This window comes from Paracoccus sanguinis (genome assembly GCF_012689545.1).
Classification (GTDB): Bacteria; Pseudomonadota; Alphaproteobacteria; order Rhodobacterales; family Rhodobacteraceae; genus Paracoccus; species Paracoccus panacisoli.
This window is the reverse complement of sequence record NZ_CP051542.1, coordinates 535,849-558,455: the sequence shown is the minus strand read 5'-3', so window position 1 is coordinate 558,455 and position 22,607 is coordinate 535,849. Positions and strand designations below refer to the sequence as shown.

22 protein-coding genes are annotated in these 22,607 nt (G+C 72.4%); 16 read left to right on the top strand and 6 right to left on the bottom strand.

Annotated elements, in window-relative coordinates; genetic code table 11:
* Positions 1-6 precede the first annotated feature (6 nt).
* Positions 7-663 (bottom strand): lytic transglycosylase, encoded by a 657-nt coding sequence (locus HGN31_RS02665; RefSeq protein ID WP_168782249.1) that lies wholly within the window; start codon positions 661-663, stop codon positions 7-9.
* A gap of 99 nt (positions 664-762) precedes the next feature.
* The gene (locus tag HGN31_RS02660) at positions 763-1,452 is read right to left on the bottom strand and encodes a M48 family metallopeptidase (protein ID WP_168782248.1); all 690 of its coding nucleotides are present in this window, start codon (positions 1,450-1,452) and stop codon (positions 763-765) included.
* 138 nt (positions 1,453-1,590) lie between these two features.
* Between HGN31_RS02660 and HGN31_RS16635 the strand changes: the two genes are divergently transcribed.
* Positions 1,591-3,345, top strand: coding sequence for a calcium-binding protein (locus HGN31_RS16635; protein ID WP_168782247.1), 1,755 nt, complete (start codon positions 1,591-1,593; stop codon positions 3,343-3,345).
* Positions 3,346-3,372: 27 nt separating this feature from the next.
* On the opposite strand, the gene HGN31_RS02650 is transcribed toward HGN31_RS16635, so the two are convergent.
* Complete coding sequence (locus tag HGN31_RS02650; protein WP_168782246.1) at positions 3,373-4,554, bottom strand: vWA domain-containing protein; 1,182 nt, start codon at positions 4,552-4,554, stop codon at positions 3,373-3,375.
* 5 nt (positions 4,555-4,559) lie between these two features.
* Positions 4,560-4,730 (bottom strand): hypothetical protein, encoded by a 171-nt coding sequence (locus HGN31_RS02645; protein ID WP_168782245.1) that lies wholly within the window; start codon positions 4,728-4,730, stop codon positions 4,560-4,562.
* Between the two features lie 179 nt (positions 4,731-4,909).
* Between HGN31_RS02645 and HGN31_RS02640 the strand changes: the two genes are divergently transcribed.
* Entirely contained in the window at positions 4,910-6,034 is a 1,125-nt protein-coding gene (locus HGN31_RS02640; protein WP_036704552.1) for a Ppx/GppA phosphatase family protein, read from the top strand.
* A 14-nt stretch (positions 6,035-6,048) separates the two neighbouring features.
* Entirely contained in the window at positions 6,049-6,864 is an 816-nt protein-coding gene (locus HGN31_RS02635) for an RlmE family RNA methyltransferase (protein WP_168782244.1), read from the top strand.
* Positions 6,865-7,606: 742 nt separating this feature from the next.
* Here the strand turns inward: HGN31_RS02635 and HGN31_RS02630 are convergent.
* Both HGN31_RS02630 and miaA read right to left on the bottom strand, forming a co-directional pair.
* Positions 7,607-8,479, bottom strand: a complete 873-nt coding sequence (locus HGN31_RS02630) for an AraC family transcriptional regulator (RefSeq protein WP_168782243.1) — start codon at positions 8,477-8,479, stop codon at positions 7,607-7,609.
* A gap of 212 nt (positions 8,480-8,691) precedes the next feature.
* On the bottom strand, positions 8,692-9,606 hold the full coding sequence (gene miaA / locus HGN31_RS02625) for a tRNA (adenosine(37)-N6)-dimethylallyltransferase MiaA (RefSeq protein ID WP_168782242.1): 915 nt from the start codon (positions 9,604-9,606) through the stop codon (positions 8,692-8,694).
* 150 nt (positions 9,607-9,756) lie between these two features.
* Here miaA and pyrH point away from each other — a divergent pair, with 150 nt between their 5' ends.
* The 13 genes from pyrH to HGN31_RS02565 all read left to right on the top strand — a co-directional run bounded on the left by pyrH (position 9,757) and on the right by HGN31_RS02565 (position 22,531).
* A complete protein-coding gene (pyrH, locus tag HGN31_RS02620; RefSeq protein WP_052176541.1) occupies positions 9,757-10,452 on the top strand; it encodes a UMP kinase in 696 nt (231 codons plus the stop codon).
* 63 nt (positions 10,453-10,515) lie between these two features.
* On the top strand, positions 10,516-11,343 hold the full coding sequence (locus tag HGN31_RS02615; RefSeq protein ID WP_052176538.1) for an ion transporter: 828 nt from the start codon (positions 10,516-10,518) through the stop codon (positions 11,341-11,343).
* Positions 11,344-11,453: 110 nt separating this feature from the next.
* Entirely contained in the window at positions 11,454-12,017 is a 564-nt protein-coding gene (gene frr / locus HGN31_RS02610; protein WP_036704072.1) for a ribosome recycling factor, read from the top strand.
* Between the two features lie 4 nt (positions 12,018-12,021).
* Complete coding sequence (gene uppS, locus HGN31_RS02605; RefSeq protein WP_036704070.1) at positions 12,022-12,756, top strand: polyprenyl diphosphate synthase; 735 nt, start codon at positions 12,022-12,024, stop codon at positions 12,754-12,756.
* The gene (locus HGN31_RS16270; protein ID WP_036735360.1) at positions 12,753-13,616 is read left to right on the top strand and encodes a phosphatidate cytidylyltransferase; all 864 of its coding nucleotides are present in this window, start codon (positions 12,753-12,755) and stop codon (positions 13,614-13,616) included. Before uppS ends, HGN31_RS16270 begins: the two co-directional genes overlap by 4 nt.
* A 3-nt stretch (positions 13,617-13,619) precedes the next feature.
* A complete protein-coding gene (gene dxr / locus HGN31_RS16265) occupies positions 13,620-14,792 on the top strand; it encodes a 1-deoxy-D-xylulose-5-phosphate reductoisomerase (protein ID WP_036735359.1) in 1,173 nt (390 codons plus the stop codon).
* Positions 14,789-16,120, top strand: coding sequence for an RIP metalloprotease RseP (gene rseP, locus HGN31_RS02595; protein ID WP_168782241.1), 1,332 nt, complete (start codon positions 14,789-14,791; stop codon positions 16,118-16,120). The genes dxr and rseP overlap by 4 nt, the downstream gene beginning before the upstream one ends.
* Positions 16,121-16,234: 114 nt before the next feature.
* Positions 16,235-18,628, top strand: a complete 2,394-nt coding sequence (gene bamA, locus HGN31_RS02590) for an outer membrane protein assembly factor BamA (protein ID WP_168782240.1) — start codon at positions 16,235-16,237, stop codon at positions 18,626-18,628.
* A 352-nt stretch (positions 18,629-18,980) separates the two neighbouring features.
* Positions 18,981-19,649 carry an OmpH/Skp family outer membrane protein gene (locus tag HGN31_RS02585; RefSeq protein WP_168782239.1) on the top strand — a complete coding sequence of 223 codons (669 nt, stop codon included), beginning with the start codon at positions 18,981-18,983 and terminating at the stop codon, positions 19,647-19,649.
* 35 nt (positions 19,650-19,684) lie between these two features.
* On the top strand, positions 19,685-20,320 hold the full coding sequence (locus HGN31_RS02580; RefSeq protein ID WP_168783779.1) for a nicotinate-nucleotide adenylyltransferase: 636 nt from the start codon (positions 19,685-19,687) through the stop codon (positions 20,318-20,320).
* Between the two features lie 133 nt (positions 20,321-20,453).
* Positions 20,454-20,945, top strand: coding sequence for a 3-hydroxyacyl-ACP dehydratase FabZ (gene fabZ, locus HGN31_RS02575; protein WP_036703280.1), 492 nt, complete (start codon positions 20,454-20,456; stop codon positions 20,943-20,945).
* Positions 20,938-21,723 carry an acyl-ACP--UDP-N-acetylglucosamine O-acyltransferase gene (gene lpxA / locus HGN31_RS02570; RefSeq protein WP_168782238.1) on the top strand — a complete coding sequence of 262 codons (786 nt, stop codon included), beginning with the start codon at positions 20,938-20,940 and terminating at the stop codon, positions 21,721-21,723. The genes fabZ and lpxA overlap by 8 nt, the downstream gene beginning before the upstream one ends.
* 13 nt (positions 21,724-21,736) lie before the next feature.
* Entirely contained in the window at positions 21,737-22,531 is a 795-nt protein-coding gene (locus HGN31_RS02565; protein WP_168782237.1) for an LpxI family protein, read from the top strand.
* The last annotated feature ends 76 nt before the right edge of the window (positions 22,532-22,607 follow it).

Here is a 22,607-nt window from a genome sequence, read left to right as displayed (position 1 = left end):
GCGGTCCTAGCGGCAGTAGCTCTGCTGGCGCGTCCACCCGGCGATGTCGGCGCGGCTCTGCGCCGAGCGCAGCGGCAGCCACTCGCGCGCCGCGCCGAGCCAGCGCGATCCGCTGCCTCCGGCGATGGCGTTGTCGCGGCCGACCTGCGCCGCCATGACCTTGACCGCGCAGCGCAGCACCACCTCGCCGCCCTCGGCCCCGCCGCCGCAGCCATGCGCGCGGCGCGACACGGACGAGAGCCCCATCAGCGACAGCGCCTTGCCGCCGCCGCGGGCCAGCACCCCGCCCGTGGCCCCGCCGGTCGCCTGCCGGGTCACCACGTTCGAGAGCAACCCGGCCCAGAAGGCGGCGCGGTTCTCGCGGCTCGCGGTGGCGTAGCCGGGGCAGTATTGCAGCACGTCCGAGGGCATCGACGACAGCAGCGCCACCCCCTCGGTCTCGAGCGCGTCGAGCGTGGCGACGGTCCATTCCGGGTTCTCGTCGCCCCAGCGCATCGCCGGCGGCTCTTTGCGCAGGTGCAGGGCGGTCGCGGCGCGGGCGGTCAGCGAGGGACGCTCGACCGGGGCGATGCTCGGGGCGGTGGTGGCGCTGCGGACGGCCTCGGACGTGCCGCAGGCGGTGAGGGTCAGGGCTGCGAGGCCGGAAAGGAGAAGGGCGCGCATCGGGGGTCCGTGGTCTGGTGGGGCCGGGGCTCCGGCGGGTTGCGTGTGGCCCTAGCACCGCGCCTTGCAGGGGCCAAGCGGGCGAGCGCTGACGCGCGATCAGGCCCGCGTGACCGCCCAGCGGCGCTCGAGCGCCTCGATGGCGGCGATGCGGCGCTCGGTGGCGGGATGCGAGGCGAGCCACGCCACCGGCGCCGCCCCGCCGCCGCTGAGCCGCCCGAGCCGGGCCAGCATCGATTTCTGCGGCCCGGTGCCGAAGCCCGCCTTGACCATCAGCGCGGCGGCGAAGGCGTCGGCCTGATATTCGTCCTCGCGCGAGAGCCGGGCGGCGAGCGCGCTCGCCACCAGCCCGGCCAGCATCGGCCCGACGATGGGAATGATCCGCCCGAAGCCGCCGGCGAGCACCGTCCGCAGCACGCTCTGCCCGGCGAAGTCCATCATCCGTCTGCGGGCGTGGCCGTGGGTGACGTGGCCCAGCTCATGGGCGATGACCGAGGCGAGCTCGGCCTCGGTCACCCGCCCCGCGTCGAGCTGGTCGAGGAACCCGCGGGTCAGGAACACCCGCCCGTCCGGCGCGGCGAGGCCGTTGACCGGCGAGATCTCGTAGACATGGGCGCGGATGCGCCCCAGCCCCATCGCCGCCCCCAGCCGGTCGAGCGCCTGGGCGAGCCGCGGGTCATCCAGCGGGGTAGAGTTGGCGCTGAGCTGCTGGCGCATCCGCCAGCTGGAATAGACCCACATGGCCAGCGCGTAGGCGACGATCAGCAGCAGGGGCATGAGCTTCAGCATGCCGCCGATGTGGGCGCCGCCGGACCTGCGGTCAACGGGGCGATGCTGTCGCACAAGTCTTACAAACCCGTGCCAGACTCCCGCGCAAGGTGCGGCCGGGCTGGTCCGGCCGGGAGGTATGGTCCCGGAGGGCTGGTCATGGCGGTTTACGCGACCCGAGTCAGCAGCAACACCGTCGCAGGGGCGCTCGAATCCGGGGGCGCGTCGGGGCCGCTTGTCCTGTCGGGATGGGGCGGGCTCGGCCGGGTTATCAGCGCCAGCGTCGCGCGCGAGATCGGCTTCGCGGCCAGTGCCAGCGTCCCGAACCTCTCCGGCGGCGTCACGCTCGCGACCATCGAATCGCGCCTTTCGGCCCGGTTCACCGCCGGAACCGCCGCCCCCTCCGGTGTCACGGGCACGATGGCGGCGGCCGACACCGGCGCCTATCCGATCGCGGGCGTGGGCATGACCGGCTTTCCGCTGTCCCACGCGGACGCCGCCTCGGCCCCCCTGACCCTGACGGCGCGGCAGATCGCCGGGGGGTTCTCGGCCTCGGTCGTCCTGACCGGCGACCATGTGGTGCGCAGCGGCAGCGTGGTGATCGACGACCCGCTGATCCCGATGGACACGGCCTATGCGCAGCTCACCGCGACCTATCAGGTGGCCGCGCGGGCCTATGGCAACGCCGCCGACCGGCTGGTCGCCACAGGCTTCGCGGACGTGGTCGAGATGCTCGGCGGGAACGACACCGTGTCGGGGCTGGGCGGCAACGACGTGCTCGTCGGCGGTGCGGGGGCTGACCGGCTTTATGGCGGGGACGGGCTCGACCGGCTGATCGGCGGCGACGACGCCGACGTGCTGGTGGGCGGGGCGGGCGACGACACGCTCTGGGGCGGTGCGGCCGACGACTATCTGAACGGCGAGGCCGGCTCGGACCAGATGATTGGCGATGCCGGCGATGACGGGCTCTACGGCTTCGGCGGCAACGACGTGATGACCGGGGACGCTGGGCGCGACACGCTGTCTGGGGGCGCGGGCAACGACCGGCTGCGCGGCGGGGACGACGGCGACGTGCTCGACGGCGGGTCCGGCGACGATCTTGCGGACGGCGGCACCGGGGCGGACGTGCTGCGGGGCGGGGACGGCAACGACACGCTGATCGGCGGCGCGGGAGCGGACACGCTGGGTGGCGGGGCGGGCGACGACAGCCTGTCGGGGGGCAGCGAGGGCAACGTGCTGAACGGCGCGGCCGGGGACGACACGCTGGCCGGCGGCGACGCGGCGGACCGGCTGTTCGGCGGCGCGGGCGCCGATTCCCTCACCGGCGCGGGTGGGGCCGACCTGATGCTGGGCGGCAGCGGCGACGACCGGATCGTGGGCGGCGACGGCAACGACTGGCTCTATGGCGAGCAGGGGTGCGACAACCTGTTCGGCGGCGACGGGGCCGACCGGCTGGCCTCGGGAGGGAACGCCGGCGGCTGGTCGCCGGAGTGGCTCGCGGGCGGCGCGGGCAACGACACGCTGATCGGCGGGGACGGCGGCTGCTGGTTTCTGGGCGAGGCCGGCACGGACGTGATGATCGGCGGCCTGATCGGCGCCTCGGCGGACCGGTTCGAGTTCCGGGCGGCGAGCGACAGCCGCGCCGGCGCGCTGCGCGACGTCATCCAGAACTTCGACCCGGACGAGGACCTGATCCTGCTCAAGGTGGACGCCGACGTGACCCGCCCCGGCGCGCAGAGCTTCGGCACCATCGCCGAGGGGCCGGCCGCGCACGCGGTCTGGTCCAGCGTGCAGGGCGGCAACACCCTGATCCTCGGTGACGTCGACGGCGACGCGGTCGCGGACATGGAGATCCTGCTCGCCGGCGTGGGCGCCATCCCCAACATCGAGCTGGTGGTGCTGACGTATTTCTGACCCGCAACGGCCGCGGGTGGGCGGCCGTCAGCCCAGAACCCGCATCGCCCGCGTCAGCCCGTCGAGCGTCAGCGGCATCATCCTCCCCGCGAACACCTGCTCGATCATCCCGATCGAGGGGGTGGCGCGCCAGTGCGCCTCGGGGATCGGGTTCAGCCAGACGTGGTCCGGCCAGGTCTCGGCGGCGCGGCGCAGCCACAGCTCGCCCGGCTCGGGGTTCCAGTGCTCGTTGGCCCCGCCCGGCGCCACGATCTCATAGGGCGACATCGACGCGTCGCCGACGAAGATCACCTTCCAGTCGCGCCCGAAGCGGTGCAGCAGGTCCCAGGTCGGCACCGTCTCGTTCCAGCGCCGGCGGTTGTCGCGCCAGACCGCCTCGTAGAGGCAGTTGTGGAAGTAGTAGTGCTCGAGGTGCTTGAACTCGGCGCGGGCGGCCGAGAAGAGCTCGTCCACCACCCGCACATGGTCGTCCATCGACCCGCCCACGTCGAGCAGAAGCAGCACCTTGACCGCGTTGTGCCGCTCGGGCCGGGTCTGGACGTCGATGTAGCCGTGGTCGGCCGTGGCCCGGATCGTGGCCGGCAGGTCCAGCTCGTCGGCCGCCCCGTGCCGCGCCCACTGCCGCAACCGCTTGAGCGCCACCTTGATGTTGCGCGTCCCCAGCTCGACCCGGTCGTCGAAGTCGCGGAACTCGCGCTTGTCCCAGACCTTGACGGCGCGGCGGTGGCGGCTTTCGGTCTGGCCGATCCGCACCCCTTCGGGGTTGTAGCCGTAAGCGCCGAAGGGCGAGGTGCCCGCCGTGCCGATCCACTTGTTGCCGCCCTGGTGGCGGCCCTTCTGCTCGGCCAGACGCTCGCGCAGCTTCTGCATCAGCGCCTCGAAGCTGCCCGCGCCCTCGATCGCGGCGCGCTCTTCGTCGGTCAGCAGCTTCTCGGCCAGCTTCTCGAGCCATTCGCGGGGCAGGGTGGCCTCGTTCACCAGCGCCTCGACCGGGATCGTCTCGAGCCCCGAGAAGCTCTCGGCGAAGGCGCGGTCGTAGCGGTCGATGTGGCGTTCGTCCTTGACGAGGATCGCGCGGCCGACGGTGTAGAAATCGTCCACCGACCAGCCCGCGACCCCGGCCTCCATCGCCGCCATGAGGTCGAGCCATTCGCGCAAGGAAACCGGCACCCCCTGACGGCGCAGCGCGTCGAGGAAAGGCAGGAACATCGCCCTCAGCCCCGCGCCGCGCGGTCGATCAGGATCGTGGCGAAGAGCGCGAGGATCGCCAGCGCGATGGCGTGGGCGGCGGCATATTGCAGCCGGTCCTTGCGGTTGCCCTGCGCCGCCCGGGCCCGCAGATCGCCGATCACGGCACCGATCAGGATGGCGGCAAGAACGATCATCGCAGGGGTCTTTCGGGCAGGCTGAGGGCTGGCCCCGGTCTAGGCCAAGGGCCCGGGGGTGGCAAGCGAGGGGGGGCGCCGTGAGAGGTGCGGCGCAACCGCCAATGCGCCGGCCGCCCTTGAACCCCGCACCCGGCAGCGTTACCTCTGGTCCCAACACGATATCGGAGGGCGTTGACATGACGCCCAGGCGTCCTGCGGGTGCGGACGCGTTCCCGGACCACGCGGTCGAGCCGTTCTCCACCCGCCAGCCCGACGAGGGCGCGCTCTATGCGGCCCTCGATCTGGGCACCAACAGTTGCCGGATGCTGATCGCCCGACCGACGGGCAGTCAGTTCCAGGTGATCGACAGCTTCTCGAAGCCGGTCCAGCTCGGGCTCGGCCTCGAGGCATCGGGGCGGCTGTCGCGGCAGTCGATGACCCGGACCGTCCATGCGCTGCAGGTGTGCCGGCGCAAGCTGGAAACCCATGACGTCAAGCGGATGCGGCTGGTCGCCACCGAGGCCTGCCGCCGGGCCCGCAACAGCCGCGATTTCCTGCGGATGATCAAGCGCGAGACCGGCCTTCCGGTCGAGATCATCGCGGCCGAGGAAGAGGCGCGGCTGGCCGTGATCTCCTGCGCGCCGCTGGTGAGCCTCAGGACCGAGCAGCTGCTGGTCGTGGACATCGGCGGCGGCTCGACCGAGCTGGTCTGGATCGACCTGAGCGACGTCGAGCCGGCCGAGCGGCCGCGCGCGATCATGCGGCTGGCCGACGGGTTCAACAATCCGGCCCCTGGTGCTGCCCGCGTGGTGGACTGGATCAGCGTGCCGCTGGGGGTCGCCACGCTGCGTGACCAGTTCGACGACGTCGAGGACGACCCGGCGCGCTTTGCGCTGATGAGCTGGCAGTTCGAGCAGATGCTCGAGAGCTTCACCCCCTACACCACGGGCGCGCGCGCCGACGACCAGTTCCAGATCATCGGCACCTCGGGCACCGTGACCACGGTCGCGGCAAGCCACCTCGGCCTCAGGCGCTATGACCGGACCAAGGTGGACGGGCTCAGCATGACCTCGGCCCAGATCGACCGGGTGATCCAGAACTACCTCGCGCTCGGGCCGGACGGCCGCCGCTCGGACCCGCGGATCGGGCGTGAGCGGCACGCGCTCATCATGTCGGGCGCGGCGATCCTGCAGACGCTGATGCGGGTCTGGCCGACGAACCGGCTGTCGGTCGCGGACCGCGGCCTGCGCGAGGGGTTGCTTTACGCCCAGATGGTGCGCGATGGGGTGCTCGCGCCCGAGGACGTCAAGGGCGTGGCGTAAGGCAGGGTGACGGAATGGCCGGGACGGGTGGCGGCAAGTCGGGTGGCGGAGCGGGCGGGGGCGCCAAGGGTCCGGGCAGCCGGGGGGGCAAGGCCACCTCGGGGCGGGGCCAGCGCGACCTGCGGGTGCGGGTCAAGACCGCCAAGGGCCGCAAGCTCAGCTCGACGCTGTGGCTCGAGCGGCAGCTGAACGACCCCTACGTGGCGCGGGCCAAGCGCGAGGGCTATCGCGGCCGCGCGGCGTTCAAGATCCTCGAACTCGATGACCGCTACGGGTTCCTGAAGCCCGGTGCGCGGGTCGTCGACCTCGGCTGCGCGCCCGGCGGCTGGTGCCAGGTCGCCGTGGCGCGGGTGAACGCGCTGGGCGAGCGATCCGGCAAGCCGCGCGGGACGGTGCTGGGCGTCGATCTGCAGGAGGTCGCGCCGATCGCCGGGGCCGACATCCACCAGCTCGACTTCCTGGCCGAGGGCGCCGATGCGCAGGTCAAGGCATGGCTCGGCGGGCGCGCGGACGTGGTGATGTCGGACATGGCCGCGGCATCCTCGGGGCACAAGGGCACCGACCACCTGCGGATCGTGGCGCTGGTCGAGGCCGCCGCCGAGTTCGCCTTTGACGTGCTCGAGCCGGGCGGGAGCTTCGTGGCCAAGGTGCTGGCGGGCGGCGCCGAGCAGGGGCTGCAGGCGGTGCTGAAGCGCAACTTCACCACCGTCGCCAACGTGAAGCCCCCGGCGAGCCGGTCGGATTCCTCCGAGAAGTTCGTTGTGGCGATGGGGTTCCGGGGGCGGCGTGACGAGGCGCTGGAGGGCGAGGGCGAGGTCGAGGACGGGTAGGGGCTGGAGACCGAGCAAAGTTTCTACGCCCAGCGAACGGTGTGCCTGCGTCAGGAAGCAGGCGTTGACTGATGTTGGATCGTGGCTTTCTTGTCGGGATGACGACCGCAACTAAGACGGCATAACCAAGTCTCAACCTGCACCGCTGCCTCAACCTCTCAGGGTTTAGCCGCAACTCTGCCTCAAACATCCGCGTTTCAGTCTCACCCGCTCCCTTAAGGACTCACGTCCACTCTAAGCCGCCCCGTCAAAGCCTCGGGTTTCAGCCTAAGCCGCTCACTTAAGGGTTCGTGTTTCAGGGTTACGCGCTGCCTTCAGCGCTCCCGTTCAGACTCGACCTCTCCGTCGGTGACGCGGGTTGCAGCTTTGACGGTGGCCTCAGAGACTCAGGTATAGGCTTATGCCGTTGCCCTGTAGAATGGATTTCAGCGTCACCCGCCATCGCACCGCTCAGCCCTTGGTCGGGGCTCACCCCCGCCCCAGAAATTCCTCCGCAGGCCGGCCCGTCGCGGCCATCACCGCCCGGTTCACATGCGGAACGGGTGAACCCCAGTTCGGCGGCGATGGCGCTCAGCGGGGTGGCGGCGTCCGAGAGCAGCCGGCGGGCTCGGTCGAGGCGCAGATCATGACGCCGTTTCCGCGTAGACTTAAACCTCAATAACCCGGGTTCGGTCTCTGCCGATGCGTGGAGACTTGATTTCAGCGCCACCCACCCCCGCACCTGCTCAACCCTTCAGCAGGCTCACCCCCGCCCGCGAAAATCCTCCGCGGGTCGGCCCGTCGCGGCCATGAACGCACGGTTGAGATGCGGCACCCCGGTGAACCCAAGCTCGGCGGCGATGGCGCTCAGCGGGGTGGCGGCGTCCGAGAGCAGACGCCGGGCACGGTCGAGGCGCAGGTCATAGAGCACCTCGAGCGCCGACCGGCCCCGCTGCCGACGACAGGCGGATTCGAGTGCCGAGGCCGTCGCGCCAAGCGCCTCGGCAAGGTCCGAGAGCGTTCGGCCGCGGCCCATCTCGCGCCCGGCCAACTCGATGAACGACTCGAAGAGCGCGCGGTCGCCGCTGCCGGGGCGCGCGGGGGCGGGCGCCTCGGGCGCGGTGGCGAGGCGTTGCAGCGCGGCCGAGATCAGCTCGACCCGGCAGGCGGCAGTGGCGGCGGCGATCGGGTCGGCGGCGCGCGACGCGAGGGCGGCGAGGTCGGCCGAGAACGCGTCGCTCGCCCCGGCGCCCACGACCATCCGGGGCGGCAGCGGCATTCCCAGCCGCTCGGCCAGCGGGCGCGGGATCAGCAGCACCTGCCCCGCCGCGTCGGGCAGGGGCAGCGTGCCGAAGGCGGTGCCGGCGGGGATGAAGATCACGCTGCCGGCCCCGTGATCGACGGCGCCGCTGGGCAGGATCACCCGCAGCGCGCCGCCGGTGACCCGGATCAGGCAGTGATCGCCCCGCACCCGGGCGCTGCGCGACATCCCCAGCCGCGGTCGGCCGCCCCAGTGGAACCCGTCGAGCGGCAGCATCCGCAGCCCGGCTTCGGGCAGGCGCGGGCGGCCGGCGTAGGGGCGCAGCGGCGCAGTTTCTCGCGTCAGGTTCGCCGGGGTGGGGGGACTCGGGCGCACGGCCTCGGCCGCTGGGCCGAGCGGCGCGGTCTGTGGCGCCTGCAGTTCAGCGCGAGGGATGGGACCAAGGGACATGGCGGGTTCACGAGATTCGGAAGGGACGTCCGGGCAGGCTCAGCGTCCCCATGAAAGCTTGAAAATTGCTTAACCGTTCCGCCTCTTCGGCAAAAATCCGCCGATGCGGCAGGAATGACACGCTTGTGAGGCGCGCCTCACACCGCGACCGGGGTCCAGTCCCGCATCCGGCCCCGGAACCACGCCCGCTGCCGCTTGGCGTATTGCCGGGTCGAGATGATCGCGGCGGTGCGGGCCTCGTCCAGCGAAGCCTGGCCGAGCAGACGGGCGCGCAACTCGGGCGCGCCGATTGCGCGGGTCCACTGCGCCCGCGCGTCCCACGCCTGCAACGCCGCCCGCACCTCGTCGAGCGCCCCTTCGGCCAGCATCGCGTCGAAGCGACGGGCGATGCGGGCGGCGAGCGCGTCACGCTCGGCGACCAGGACGAGGCGCTGCGCGGCCGCGGGGGCGATCACCGGGGGCGGGGTCTCGGCCTGCCATGCGGACAGGCCGCGGCCGGTGGCAGTCAGCACCTCCCACGCGCGCTGGACGCGGGCCGGGTTGCGGGTGTCGATCCGCGCGCGCGTCTCGGGGTCGAGCCCCGCCACCAGCGCCGCCAGCCCGTCCGGCGCGGCCATGCGCGCGTCGGCGTCGGCGCGCACCTCCGGCGGGACGGGGGGGATGACCGACAGCCCCTCGGTCAGGGCGGTGAGGTAGAGCCCGGTGCCGCCGGCGACGATCAGCCGCGCCCCGCCGTCGCGCAGCGCCGCCACCTCGGCCAGCCAGTCGCCGACCGAATAGGCCTGCCCGGGCGCGCGGTGGCCGTAAAGCGCGTGCGGCGCGCGGGCCAGGTCGGCCTCGGACGGGCGCGCCGTCAGCACCCGCCAGCAGGACCAGACCTGCAGCGCGTCCGCGTTGACCACCACGCCCCCCTGCCGCTCAGCGATGGCCAGCGCCAGCGCCGACTTGCCCGCCGCCGTCGGCCCGGCGATCAGCACCGGGCGGTCGGGATCGAGGCTGTCGACAAGGCGCGCAGCGTCCGGCGCGTCTGCGGTGGCGGCGAGGTTGAACATGGTCCCTCTTTGCGCCATTTTGCCGGCCGACGAAACCTAGGGGGCCCCGCGATGACCAACAGCTTCACCACCCCCGACACGGCGCCCCCCGGCGGGGCCGACCAGGGCGTTGCCGGCGCCGAGGCGCCCGCCAGCGGCCTGTCGCGCGTCATGCTCAAGATCTCGGGCGAGGCGCTGATGGGCGACCAGGGCTACGGCCTGCACCCGCCGACCGTCCAGCGTATCGCCGACGAGGTGAAGTCGGTCCACGACATGGGCGTCGAGATCTGCATGGTGATCGGCGGCGGCAATATCTTCCGCGGCCTGCAGGGCTCGGCCCAGGGGATGGAGCGGGCGACTGCCGACTACATGGGGATGCTCGCCACGGTGATGAACGCGCTGGCCATGCAGGCGGCGCTCGAGGCGCGCGGCATCCACACGCGGGTGATCTCGGCCATCCGCATGGACGAGGTGGCCGAGCCCTATATCCGCCGCCGCGCCGTCCGCCACCTCGAGAAGAAGCGGATCATCATCTTCGCCGCCGGCACCGGGAACCCGTATTTCACCACCGACACCGCCGCCACGCTGCGCGCCAACGAGATGAACTGCGAGGCGATCTTCAAGGGCACCAAGGTGGACGGGGTCTACGACAAGGACCCCAAGAAGCACGCCGACGCGGTGCGCTATGACAATGTCACCTATGACGAGGTGCTGCATAAGCACCTGAACGTCATGGACGCCTCGGCCATCGCGCTCGCCCGCGACAACAACCTGCCGATCGTGGTGTTCTCGCTCGACGAGCCGGGCGGGTTCCGGTCGATCCTCGCCGGGACGGGCACCTATACGCGGGTCGCCGACAAGAAGTAACAGCGCCGGGTCAGCCCGTCGCGCGGGAGGGGGAACCCTGCCGCGGCAGCCTTGCGGATCACCATGCCGAGCCGACGCCAACTTGCCGACTGGGTGGAAAGCCCGCGTGTCAGCCGCCTGATCACCGCGGTGATCCTGTTCAACGCGCTGATCCTCGGGCTCGAGACCTCGGGCAGCGTGATGGCGCGCTGGGGCGGGCTGATCCTCGCGCTCGACATGGCGTGCCTCGCGATCTTCGTGGTCGAGATCGGCATCAAGCTGATCGGCCGCGGACCGGCCTTCTTCCGCTCGGGCTGGAACATCTTCGATTTCCTGGTGGTCGGCGTCGCGCTGGTGCCGGCGGCGCAGGGGCTGTCGGTGCTGCGCGCGCTGCGGGTCCTGCGGCTCTTGCGCGTGGTGTCGGTCACCCCGCAGCTGCGCCGCGTGGTCGAGGGGTTCCTCGCCGCCGTCCCCGGCATGGCCAGCGTCTTCCTGCTGATGGGGATCATCTTCTACATCGGCGCGGTGATCGCCACCAAGCTGTTCGGCGGGGCCTTTCCCGAATGGTTCGGCACGCTCGGGGAATCCGCCTATTCGCTCTTCCAGGTGATGACGCTGGAAAGCTGGTCGATGGGGATCGTACGCCCGGTGATGGAGGTCTATCCCGCGGCCTGGGTCTTCTTCGTCCCGTTCATCCTGATGACCACCTTCGCGGTGATGAACCTCGTCGTCGGCCTCATCGTGAACTCGATGCAGGAGGCCCACCAGTCCGAGGAGAACGCCATCACCGAGGCCTACCGCGACGAGGTTCTGGCCCGGCTGCGCGCGATCGAGGCGCAACTCGACGCACGCGACGGGGGCGGGTCGGCCGCCCGCCCGCACGGCGACGATCCGGGCCGGGGCGAGGGGTAGGCGGCATGGTGCCGCCGGGGGCGCAGCGGTCGCGGTCTGGACTTTGAATCCCCGGCCTCTACGGTTACAAGGCCGAAACCAAACCCAAAAGAAGGCCGAGCAGAATCGCCATGTCCGACGAGCTGGAAATCGACACCGACGACCTCGAGCGGCGGATGAAGGGCGCCATGGACAGCCTGAGGCACGAGTTTTCCTCGCTCAGGACCGGCCGCGCCTCGGCCAGCATGATCGACCCGATCACCGTGGACGCCTATGGCTCGCCGACGCCGATCAACCAGGTGGGTACGGTGAACGTCCCCGAGCCGCGGATGGTCACGATCAACGTCTGGGACAAGGCGCTGGTCGGCAAGGTGGAGAAGGCGATCCGCGAAAGCGGTCTGGGCATCAACCCGCAGCTCAACGGCACCATCATCATGCTGCCGATCCCCGAGCTGAACGAAGAGCGCCGGAAAGAGTTGACCAAGGTCGCCGCGGGCTATGCCGAACACGCCCGCGTGGCGGTCCGCAACGTGCGCCGCGACGGGATGGACCAGATCAAGAAGGCCAAGTCGAAGGGCATGTCCGAGGACGACCAGAAGTTCTGGGAAACCTCGGTGCAGGAGCTGACGGACCGCATGATCGCCGAGGTGGATAAGGCGCTCGAATCGAAACAAGCCGAAATCATGCAGGTCTAGGCGGATGGCCGCGGTGCCCGCCGAGGCGCAGACCCTGACCCCCGGCGGCGCGGGCCGGCCCCGCCATGTCGCCATCATCATGGACGGCAACGGCCGCTGGGCGACCGAGCGCGGCTGGCCGCGGCTGGTCGGCCACCGGCGCGGGGCCGAGCGCGTCAAGCAGGTGGTCCGCGCCTGCCCGGACCTCGGCGTGGACTGGCTGACCGTCTATGCCTTCTCGACCGAGAACTGGAAGCGCTCGACCGAGGAAGTGCTGGGCCTGATGGGCATCTTCGCCCGCTACATCCGGCGCGAGGCGGACGCCATGTCGGCCGAGGGGGTGCGGATGCGCTTCATCGGCGGGCGCGAGCGGCTGGACGCCAAGCTGCAGGCGCTGATGGCCGGGATCGAGGCCCGCACCGCCGGCAACTCGCGCCTCAACCTGACCGTGGCGATCAACTACGGCGGCCGCGATGAGCTGGCCCGCGCCGCCACCCGGCTCGCCGCCCGCATCGCCGCGGGCGAGGCGACGGGGACCGAGCAAGACCTCGCCGCCTGTCTCGACACCGCCGGGCACCCGGACCCCGATCTGGTGATCCGCACCTCGGGCGAGACCCGGACCTCGAACTTCCTGCCCTTCCAGGCGGCCTATTCGGAATACGAGTTCACGCCGACCCTGTGGCCGGACTTCACCCCCGCGCATCTGGCCCAGATCCTCGACCGCACCAGCCAGCGCCAGCGCCGCTTCGGCGCCGCATGACGCGCCCGGCCCAGCCGGAGGTGCGCCCGGCGGGACGCTGGGTCGATCTGGCCCAGCGGGTCGGCTCGGCCATGGTCATCCTCGTGCTCGGCACCGGGCTGCTGCTGGCCCCGCGCCCGTGGTCGGACCTCGGGCTGGCGGCGCTCTTCGGCGCGCTGATGTGGGAACTCGCGCGGCTGGTCGTGCCGCCCACCGCCCCCGAGGGGGTCCAGCTTCCCGTTCCCCGGCCGGGCCCCGCGGCGTCCCGCAACGCCATCGCCGTCGGACTGACCGCCGGGCTGGCGATGGCGGCCGTGCTGCTGGTGGGCCCGTGGGCCATGCTGCTGCTGGCGGTGCCGCTCTTGCTCGCGCTGCGGATGGCCGATCCGGCGTTGCGCCTCAGCCTCATCGCGCAGGCGGTGCTGATGGCGCTGGCCACGGCGGGCCTCGCCTGGGTGCGCGCGACGCACGGGCAGGGGACGGCGTGGTGGATCGTGATCCTCGTCGTGCTGTCGGACGTGCTGGGCTATTTCGTCGGCCGCGCCGTGGGCGGCCCGAAGTTCTGGCCCCGCTACAGCCCGAAGAAGACGTGGAGCGGCACCGTCGCCGGCTGGCTCGGCGCGCTGGGCGCGGGTGCCGCTCTGATCGCCGCGGGCGAGACCCACGCCGGCGCGCTGGTCATCGGGCCGCTGCTGGTGCTGGGCGGGCAGCTGGGCGACATCGCGGAAAGCGCGCTGAAGCGCCGGGCGCGGGTCAAGGACAGCTCGCAGCTGATCCCCGGGCATGGCGGGCTCATGGATCGCTTCGACGCGATGGGCGGGGCGCTGGCCGCGGCGCTGGTGCTGGGGCTCGCGGGCCTCCTGCCGGTGGTGGGGAGCTGAGCGATGCGCAGCGTCTCGATCTTCGGGGCCACCGGCTCGATCGGCGAAAGCGCCTTTGACCTGCTGATGGGGTCGGGCGGGCCGGCGGCGTGGCGCACGGTGGCGCTGACCGGCGGGCGCAACGTCGCGCGGCTGGCCGAGATGGCCCGCGCGCTTAACGCAGAGCTGGCGGTGATCGCCGACGCCCGGTTGCTGCCCGACCTGCGCGCGGCGCTGGCGGGCACGGGGACCGAGGTCGCCGCGGGCGACGCCGCCGTGGCCGAGGCCGCCGACCGCCCGGCGGACTGGTCGCTGTCGGCCATCATCGGCGCGGCCGGCCTCGCGCCGTCGCTGGCGGTCGCCCGGCGGGGCGGGGTGCTGGCGCTCGCCAACAAGGAAAGCCTCGTCGCCGCGGGGCCGCTGCTGATGGAGACGGCCCGCGTCAACGGCGCCACCATCCTGCCGGTGGACAGCGAACATTCTGCGGTATTCCAGTGCCTTGCGGGTGGCAACCTCGACAGCGTCGAGATGGTCACGCTGACCGCCTCAGGCGGGGCGTTCCGCGACTGGCCGCTCGAGCGACTCGCGCAGGCGACGGTGGCCGAGGCGTCGGCCCATCCCAACTGGGCGATGGGCCAGCGGATCACCATCGACAGCGCCTCGATGTTCAACAAGGCGTTGGAAGTCATTGAGGCGCGTGAGTTCTTCGGCCTGCCCTCGGACCGCATCGCGGTGCTGGTCCACCCCGAGAGCATCGTCCACGCGCTCGTCGCCCATGTCGATGGCGGGGTGATCGCCCATCTCGGCGCGCCGGACATGCGCCACGCCATCGGCCACGCGCTGAACTGGCCGGCGCGGGCGCCGCTGCCGGTGGCGCGCCTCGACCTCGCGGCGCTGGGGCGGCTGACCTTCCGCGCGCCGTGCGAGACGCGCTGGCCGGCGCTCGCGCTGGCGCGGCAGGTGATCGCGTCGGGCGGGGCGGCGGGCGCGGTCCTCAATGCTGCCAAGGAGCAGGCGCTCGACGACTTCATCGCCGGGCGCATCCGCTTCACCGACATGGCGCCCGCGGTGGCGCACGCGCTCGACCGCGCCGCGGGGCAGGCGGGGTTCGCCCGCAGCCCCGACAGCCTTGAGGCGGTGCTGTCCTGGGACGCCGCCGCCCGCCGGGACGCTGCCGCGTGGGGCCGCGCCGCATGATCGCCGACCTCGTCGCCCAGACCGGCGGGCTCGCCTGGACCGTCGTCGCCTTCATCGTGGCGCTGTCGATCATCGTCGGCGTGCATGAGTATGGCCATTACATCGTCGGCCGCTGGTCGGGGATCCGGGCCGAGGTGTTCTCGCTCGGCTTCGGGCCCCGCGTCGCGGCGTGGCGCGACCGGCGCGGCACGGTCTGGCAGATCGCGGCGATCCCGCTGGGCGGCTACGTCCGCTTCCTCGGCGACGAGAACGCCGCGAGCGCCGGGCCGGGGCAGGCGGTCGATCCGGCGCTGGCACGGCAGACGCTGGGCGGCGCGCCGCTCTGGGCGCGGTTCGCCACCGTCGCGGCGGGGCCGGTCTTCAACTTCGTCCTGGCCGCGCTGGTCTTTGCCGGCGTCATCGCGTGGCAGGGGATCGCCACCGACCGCGTGGTGGTCGGCAGCCTCGCCCCCGCGCCGCCGGGGATCGTCAACGAACTGCGGCCCGGCGACGAGGTGCTCGCCGTCGGCGGCCAGCCCGTCGCCGACTGGGGCGCGCTCTTCCGCCTGACCGAGACGCTGCCCCCCGCCGCCGCGCAGGACTGGCGCGTGCGCCGCGAGGGGGCCGAGATCACCGTGCGCGCCCCCGATCCGGCCCCGCCCCGCATCTCAGGCGTGGCGCCGCGCAGCGCCGCCTCGGCCGCCGACCTGCGGCCGGGCGACGTGGTGATGGCGGTCGAGGGCCGCCCGATCAGCCGCTTCACCGAGCTGCGCCCCGCCGTCGAGGCCGCCGACGGCCGCCCGGTCACGCTCAGGGTCTGGCGCGAGGGGGCGGGCGAGACCGACTTCGTTCTTGTCCCCCGCCGGCAGGACCTGCCGACCGCCACCGGCTTCGAGAACCGCTGGCTCATCGGCGTGACCGGGGGCGAGGGCTACCTGCGCCCCGCCACCCGCACCCCCGGCCCGGTCGAGGCGCTGGGGATGGGCGCGAAGCAGACCTGGGACGTGATCTGGGGCTCGGTCACCGGCATCGCCGCGATGATCTCGGGCCAGATCGGGCGCTGCAACCTGTCGGGCGCGATTTCCATCGCCGAGGTGGCGGGCGATGCGGCGAGCGCCGGGGCGGGCAATTTCTTCTGGCTGATCGCGGTCCTCTCGGCCGGGATCGGGTTCCTGAACCTGCTGCCGATCCCGGTTCTCGACGGCGGCCACCTCGCCTTCTACACGTGGGAGGCGCTGGCCGGGCGCCCGCCCTCTGCCCGGGCGATGGACATCCTGACCCGGGTCGGGATGGCGCTGGTGCTGATGCTGATGCTCTTCGGGCTCTCGAACGACATCATGTGCCGATGAAACCGCCGCCGCGGCGGGGTTTCATTTTGACAGCTGCCACCCGAGAGGGTTAATCCTGCCCCCAAACGCGCACGGGCAAACCCGGTGCAGGCACGCAGACGCGAGGGGCGGGCGATGAGCGACAGAAACGAGGGGATCCGCCCGCGGGCGCAGGTCGCAGGGCTGGCGCTGGCCGCGGCCCTGAGCGCAGCGGCGGGGGTGGCGACACCCGCCGCGGCCGCCGTCTATACCCAGGTCAGGCTCGAAGGGGCGCAGGGGGTGGACGCCGAGACGGCGCTGTCGCTGGCCAACATCCGTCGCGGCGCCGATCTGTCGGCCGGCGACCTGAACGACGCGCAGCAGCGGCTGCAGGCGTCGGGGCTGTTCGAGACGGTCGAGATCGTCCCGCAGGGCTCGACTCTGGTGATCCGGGTCAGCGAATACCCGACGATCAACGTCATCAGCTTCGAGGGCAACCGCCGGATCAAGGACGAGAAGCTGGCCGAGCTGGTCCAGTCGCGCTCGCGTCGGGTGTTCTCGCCCAGCCAGGCCGAGCAGGACGCCCAGGCCATCGCCGCTGCCTATGCCGCCGAGGGGCGCTATGCCGCCCGCGTCGATCCGCGCGTCATCCGCCGCCCGAACAACCGCGTCGATCTGGTGTTCGAGGTGCGCGAGGGCGACCTGACCGAGATCGAGCGCATCGGCTTCACCGGCAACCGCGCCTTCACCGACCGGCGGCTGCGCAACGTGCTGTCGACCAAGCAGGCCGGCATCCTGCGGACCTTCATTCGCCGCGACGTGTTCGCGCCCGACCGGATGCAACTGGATGAGCGGCTGCTGACCGACTTCTACCGCTCGCGCGGCTATGCCGATTTCCGCGTCCAGGGCGTCGCCCCCGAGGTGACGCGCGAGCGTGACGCCTTCTACGTCACCTACAACATCTCGGAAGGCCCGCGGTACAGCTTCGGCCGCGTCGACGTGGTGAGCGAGGTGCCCGGCGTCGATGCCGCCCCCTACATCGCCCAGAACCGCGTCCGCCCCGGCCAGGTCTACAGCCCCCAGGCCATCGAGCAGACCATCCAGCGGATGGAGGCGATCGCCATCCAGCAGGGCCGCGACTTCCTGAGCTTCGAGCCGCGCATCACCCGCAACATGCGCAACCAGACGCTCGACCTCACCTTCGCGCTGGTCCGCGGCCCGCGCGTCTTCGTCGAGCGGATCGACATCGAGGGCAACACCACGACGCTGGACGAGGTGATCCGGCGGCAGTTCAACACCGTCGAGGGCGACCCCTTCAACCCGCGCGAGCTGCGCAACTCGGCCGAACGCATCCGCGCGCTCGGTTATTTCTCGGATGCGCAGGTCGAGACCCGCGAGGGGTCGAGCCCGCAGCAGGTCATCGTGGACGTCAACGTCGAAGAGCAGCCGACCGGCAGCCTCGGCTTCGGTGCGAGCTACGGGGCCTCGGCCGGGGTGGGCTTCAACGCCTCGCTGTCCGAGACGAACTTCCTCGGCCGCGGGCAGACCGTGGACCTGTCCTTCTCGACCGCGAGCGGCACCCAGAGCTTCGACTTCACCTTCGTCGAGCCGTTCTTCATGAGCCGCGACCTCAGGGCGCGGTTCTCGGCCTGGTACCGCACCTCGGACTACGACAACGCCAAGTTCAACACCCGAAGCGCCGGGTTCTCGACCGGGCTCGAGTTCCCGGTCAGCGAGAACGGCCGGGTCGAGCTGCGCTACCGTCTGAGCAAGGACAAGCTCTTCGACGTGAAGCCGATCGAGCTTGATCCCGAAAGCGGGGAATGGGGCGGCTCGTCGCCGATCCTCGTGGCCGAGCAGGGCGAGCGGGTGAGCTCGGCCCTGGGCTACAGCTACACCTATGACAGCCGAATCGGCGGGCTGAACCCGCTGACCGCCTACAAGCTGCGCTTCAGCCAGGACTTCGCGGGCGTCGGCGGCGACGTGCAGGGCGTGACCAGCGTGATCTCGGCCGGCGTCGAAAGCCGCGCCTGGCGCGAAGAGGTAACGCTGCGCGCCGAGGTCGAGGCGGGCGCCATCCACCGGCTCGACGACGAGCCGACGCGGATCACCGAGCGGTTCCGCGGCTCGGGCCGCATCCGCGGGTTCGAGCCGAACGGCTACGGGCCGCGCGACCTGAACGCCCCGAACGAAGACGCGCTGGGCGGCAACTACTACTGGGCCGCGCGCGCCGAGGCGCAGTTCCCGCTGGGCCTGCCCGAGGAATACGGCATCACCGGCGGTCTGTTCGCCGACGCAGGCTCGGTCTGGGGGCTCGACAACCTCGCGGGCTATGACCGCGACGCCAACGACCGCAACGGCAACGGCAACTTCACCGAGTTCGCCAATGGCACGGTGGACGACGGGATGAAGGTGCGGGCCGCGGTCGGCGTGTCGCTGTTCTGGACCACGCCGGTCGGCCCGCTGCGCTTCAACTTCTCGAAGGCGGTCAAGAAGGAAGACTATGACAAGGACCAGCCCTTCGACCTGTCGATCTCGACGAAGTTCTAGGCGCAGGTCCGTCGCTTCGGCCGCAGCGGCGTCGCTGCTGGCACTCGCCGTCGGGACGTGGCCGGCGGCGGCGCAGACCACCGTCCCGAACGTGCCGGCGGCCGGTGTCCCGCACCGGCTTGCGCAGGGCACGACCCCGCCCCGGCCCCGGCCGACTCTGCGTGGGGCCGAGCCGGCGCCCGCTGTTGCGCCTGAGACCGCGGCCCCGGAACCCGCGTCTCCGCCGGCCACACCCGGCGATGCCCTCGCCCTGACCGGCCCCGACCGCCCGCTCGGCCCCGAGACGCCCGCAGAACCGGGCGGCGCCCAGCCCCAACCCGCGCGCCCGTCCGGCCTGCCGGTGCCCGCGGCCGTGGCGCCAGCGCTCGGTCCCTCGGCGCGCACTGCGCTGGCGCAGGCGATCCTGACCGTGGATCAGGAGGCGATCTACCGCCGCTCGCGCTGGGGCCAGCGCGCCGAGGCCGAGATCGCCGAACAGTCGCGCAAGGTCGCCGCCGACAACGACACCGCCTTTGCCGCGCTGGTGGCCGACGAGGACGCGCTGACCCGCGCCCGCGCCACCCTCGACCCGGCCGAGTTCCGCCGCCGGGCCACCGCCTTCGACGAGCGCGTGACCGCCGTCCGGCAGGAACGCGACGACGCCCGGCTGGCGCTGGCCCGGCAGGCCGACCGCGACCGGGCGCTGTTCTTCCAGGCCGCCGGCCCCGTCCTGACCTCGGTGATGGAGCAGCGCGGCGCGCTGTTGGTGCTGGACCAGCGCACGGTGCTGATCTCGGCCGAGACGATCGACGTGACCGCCGCCACCATCGCCGCGCTCGACGCCGCGCTGGGCGACGGCAGCGACATCGTCGCCGCCGCCATCGCCGATGAGGAGGCCGCCGCTAACCGCCCGGCCCCCGCGGCCGACGCCGACACCGCTGCGCCCGCCGCCGCGACCGGTGCCGACACGCCCATCGCGCCCCCCACGCCAGCCGACGCCGCGCCCGCGACGCCCGCCCCCGCCCCGGACCGCGCGCCCTGAACCGGGCGCCGACCCCCGCGGCCCCGGCCGACGCCATCCCGCTGCCCCGCGCCATCGCCGGGCAGCGCATCGGCCTGCTCGGCGGCTCGTTCGACCCGCCCCACGCCGGGCACCTGCACATCACCGAAATGGCGCTGCGCCGCTTCCGCCTCGACCGCGTGTGGTGGCTGGTCTCGCCGGGCAACCCGCTCAAGGCCCACGGTCCCGCCCCGCTGGCCGAGCGGATTGCGGCGGCGCGCGCGCTCGCCGACGACCCGCGCATCGTCGTCACCGGGCTCGAGGCCCGGCTCGGCACGCGGCGCACGGCCGACACGCTCGCGGCGATGCAGGCGCTCTGGCCCGGGGTGCGCTTCGTCTGGCTGATGGGGTCCGACAACCTCGTGCAGTTCGCCCGCTGGGACCGCTGGCAGGGGATCGCCGCGCGGGTGCCGATCGGGGTCATTGCCCGCCCCGGCTCGCGCACCGCGGCGCGCACCAGCCGCGCCGCGACAATCCTCGCCCGCCACCGCCTGCCCGAGGCTCGTGCCGCGCTGCTGGCCGACGCAACCCCGCCGGCCTGGGTGCTGATCAACGTGCCGATGACCGCGCTGTCCTCAAGCGCCATCCGCGCCGCCCGCCGCGCCGCGACGCTGCGCCCCGATGCCGGCGCGCCGCTGGCCGGGCTGACCTGACGCCCCCCATTCTTCCCTGCGCAAATATCCCGGGGTCCGGGGCAGCGCCCCGGTCCGGCGCCGGTCGGCCGCGCCGAACCTTGCCAATCGGAAGCCCTTCTTGCTAGGCAAGCCCAACCCGACGGAGAACATGATGGCCGAGCGCAACCCCGCCCCGCACACCGCCGCCGACCTGGCCCTCATCAAGCGGATCATCCCGCACCGCTACCCGTTCCTGATGATCGACAAGGTCCGCGACATCGTCCCCTACGAGGGCGCGGTGGGGATCAAGTGCGTGACCTCGAACGAGCCGCATTTCCCTGGCCATTTCCCCGCCCAGCCGATCATGCCCGGCGTGCTGATCGTCGAGGCGATGGCCCAGACTGCGGCGGTCATGGTCGGCATCTCGATGAACATCATCGACGAGCCGCTGCTCACCTATTTCATGGGCATCGACGCGGCCAAGTTCCGCCGCATGGTCCAGCCCGGTGACGTGCTCGAGCTGCACGTCACCGTCAAGCGCCCCGGCGGCAAGATCTGGAAGTTCACCGGCGAGGCCCGCGTCGACGGCCAGCTCGTCGCCGAGGCGGCGTTCACGGCGATGATGGACCTCAAGTCCGGCGGCTCGGGCGGGGCGGATGGCTGAGACGCTCATCCACCCCTCGGCCATCGTCGAGCCAGGGGCAGCCCTGGGCGAGGGCGTCCGCATCGGCCCCTTCTGCCACGTCGGCCCCCGCGTGCGGCTGGGCGACGGGGTGGTGCTCAAGTCCCATGTCGTCGTCATGGGCGACACCGAGATCGGCGCCGGCTCGACCCTCTATCCCTTCGCCTGCATCGGCGAGGCGCCGCAGGACCTGAAATACGCGGGCGAGGACACGCGGCTGGTGATCGGCGCCCGCAACCGCATCCGCGAATACGTCACCATGAACCCCGGCACCGCCGGCGGCGGCGGGCTGACGCAGGTGGGCGACGACGGGCTGTTCATGGCCGGCAGCCACGTCGCCCATGATTGCCGGGTCGGCAACGGCGTGATCCTCGTCAACAACGTCGCCATCGCCGGGCATTGCCATCTGGGCGACGAGGTCATCGTCGGCGGGCTCTCGGGCGTGCACCAGTTCGTCCGCATCGGCCGCGGCGCGATGATCGGGGCGCTGACCATGGTCACCGCCGACGTGCTGCCCTTCGCGCTGGTCTCGGGGCCGCGCGGGCATCTCGACGGGCTGAACCTCGTCGGCCTCAAGCGTCGCGGCGCCAGCCGGGCCGAGATCGCCGCGCTGCGCGGGCTGCTCGCCGATCTCGGCGCCGGCGCCTTCCGCGAGACGGCGCGGGCGCGCGCGGGCGAGGCCACCACGGCGATGGAGCGCGAGATGCTCGACTTCATCCTCGGGCCGTCGGACCGCAGCTTCCTCACCCCGCACGGATGACAGGGCACGGCGGATGACCCGCACCGCGATCATCGCCGGGGCCGGGCGGCTGCCGGTGCTTCTGGCCGAGGCGGTCGAGGCGCCGCTGGTCTTTGCCCTCGAAGGCGTCACCCCGTCCCTTGCGGCCGAGCCGTTCCGGCTCGAACGGCTGGTCCCGCTGATGGACCGGCTGCTCGACGAGGGCGTGACGCAGGTGGCCTTTGCCGGGGCGGTACGCCGCCCGCGGCTCGACCCCGAGGCGTTCGATCCCCGCACCGCCACCCTCGTCCCCCGCATCGCCGCCGCGATGGGGCAGGGCGACGACGCGGCGCTGCGCGCACTCATTGCCATCTTCGAGGACTGGGGCCTGTCCGTGGTCGGCGCCGGGACGCTGCGCCCCGATCTTCTGCCGGGCGAGGGGGTGCTGGCCGGCGCCCCCACGGCGGGCGACCGCGCCGACGCGGACCGTGCGGCGGCGATCCTTGCCGCGACGGGGCCGCTCGACATCGGGCAGGGCTGCGTGGTGGCGGGCGGCCTCTGCCTCGCGCTCGAAACGCTGCCGGGCACTGCGGCGATGCTGGAGTTCGTGGCCGCGACGCGAGAGACGCCGCGCGGCGGAGTGCTGTACAAGGCGCCGAAGCCGGGACAGGACCGCCGCATCGACCTGCCCGCGATCGGCCCCGAAACGGTGGCCGAGGCTGCCGCCGCGCGATTGTCGGGGATCGTCTGGGCCGCGGGCGGCGTTCTGGTGCTGGACCGCGCCGAAACCGAGGCGGCGGCGAACGAGGCGGGGCTGTTCCTGTGGGCACGCGCGGAATCGGGGATGTGAGCCAGAAAGACGCCCGTTCGCGGCGCCGGAGGACGTCTGATTGGCCCGAGTACGCCTCCAACGTCGGGGGTCCGCG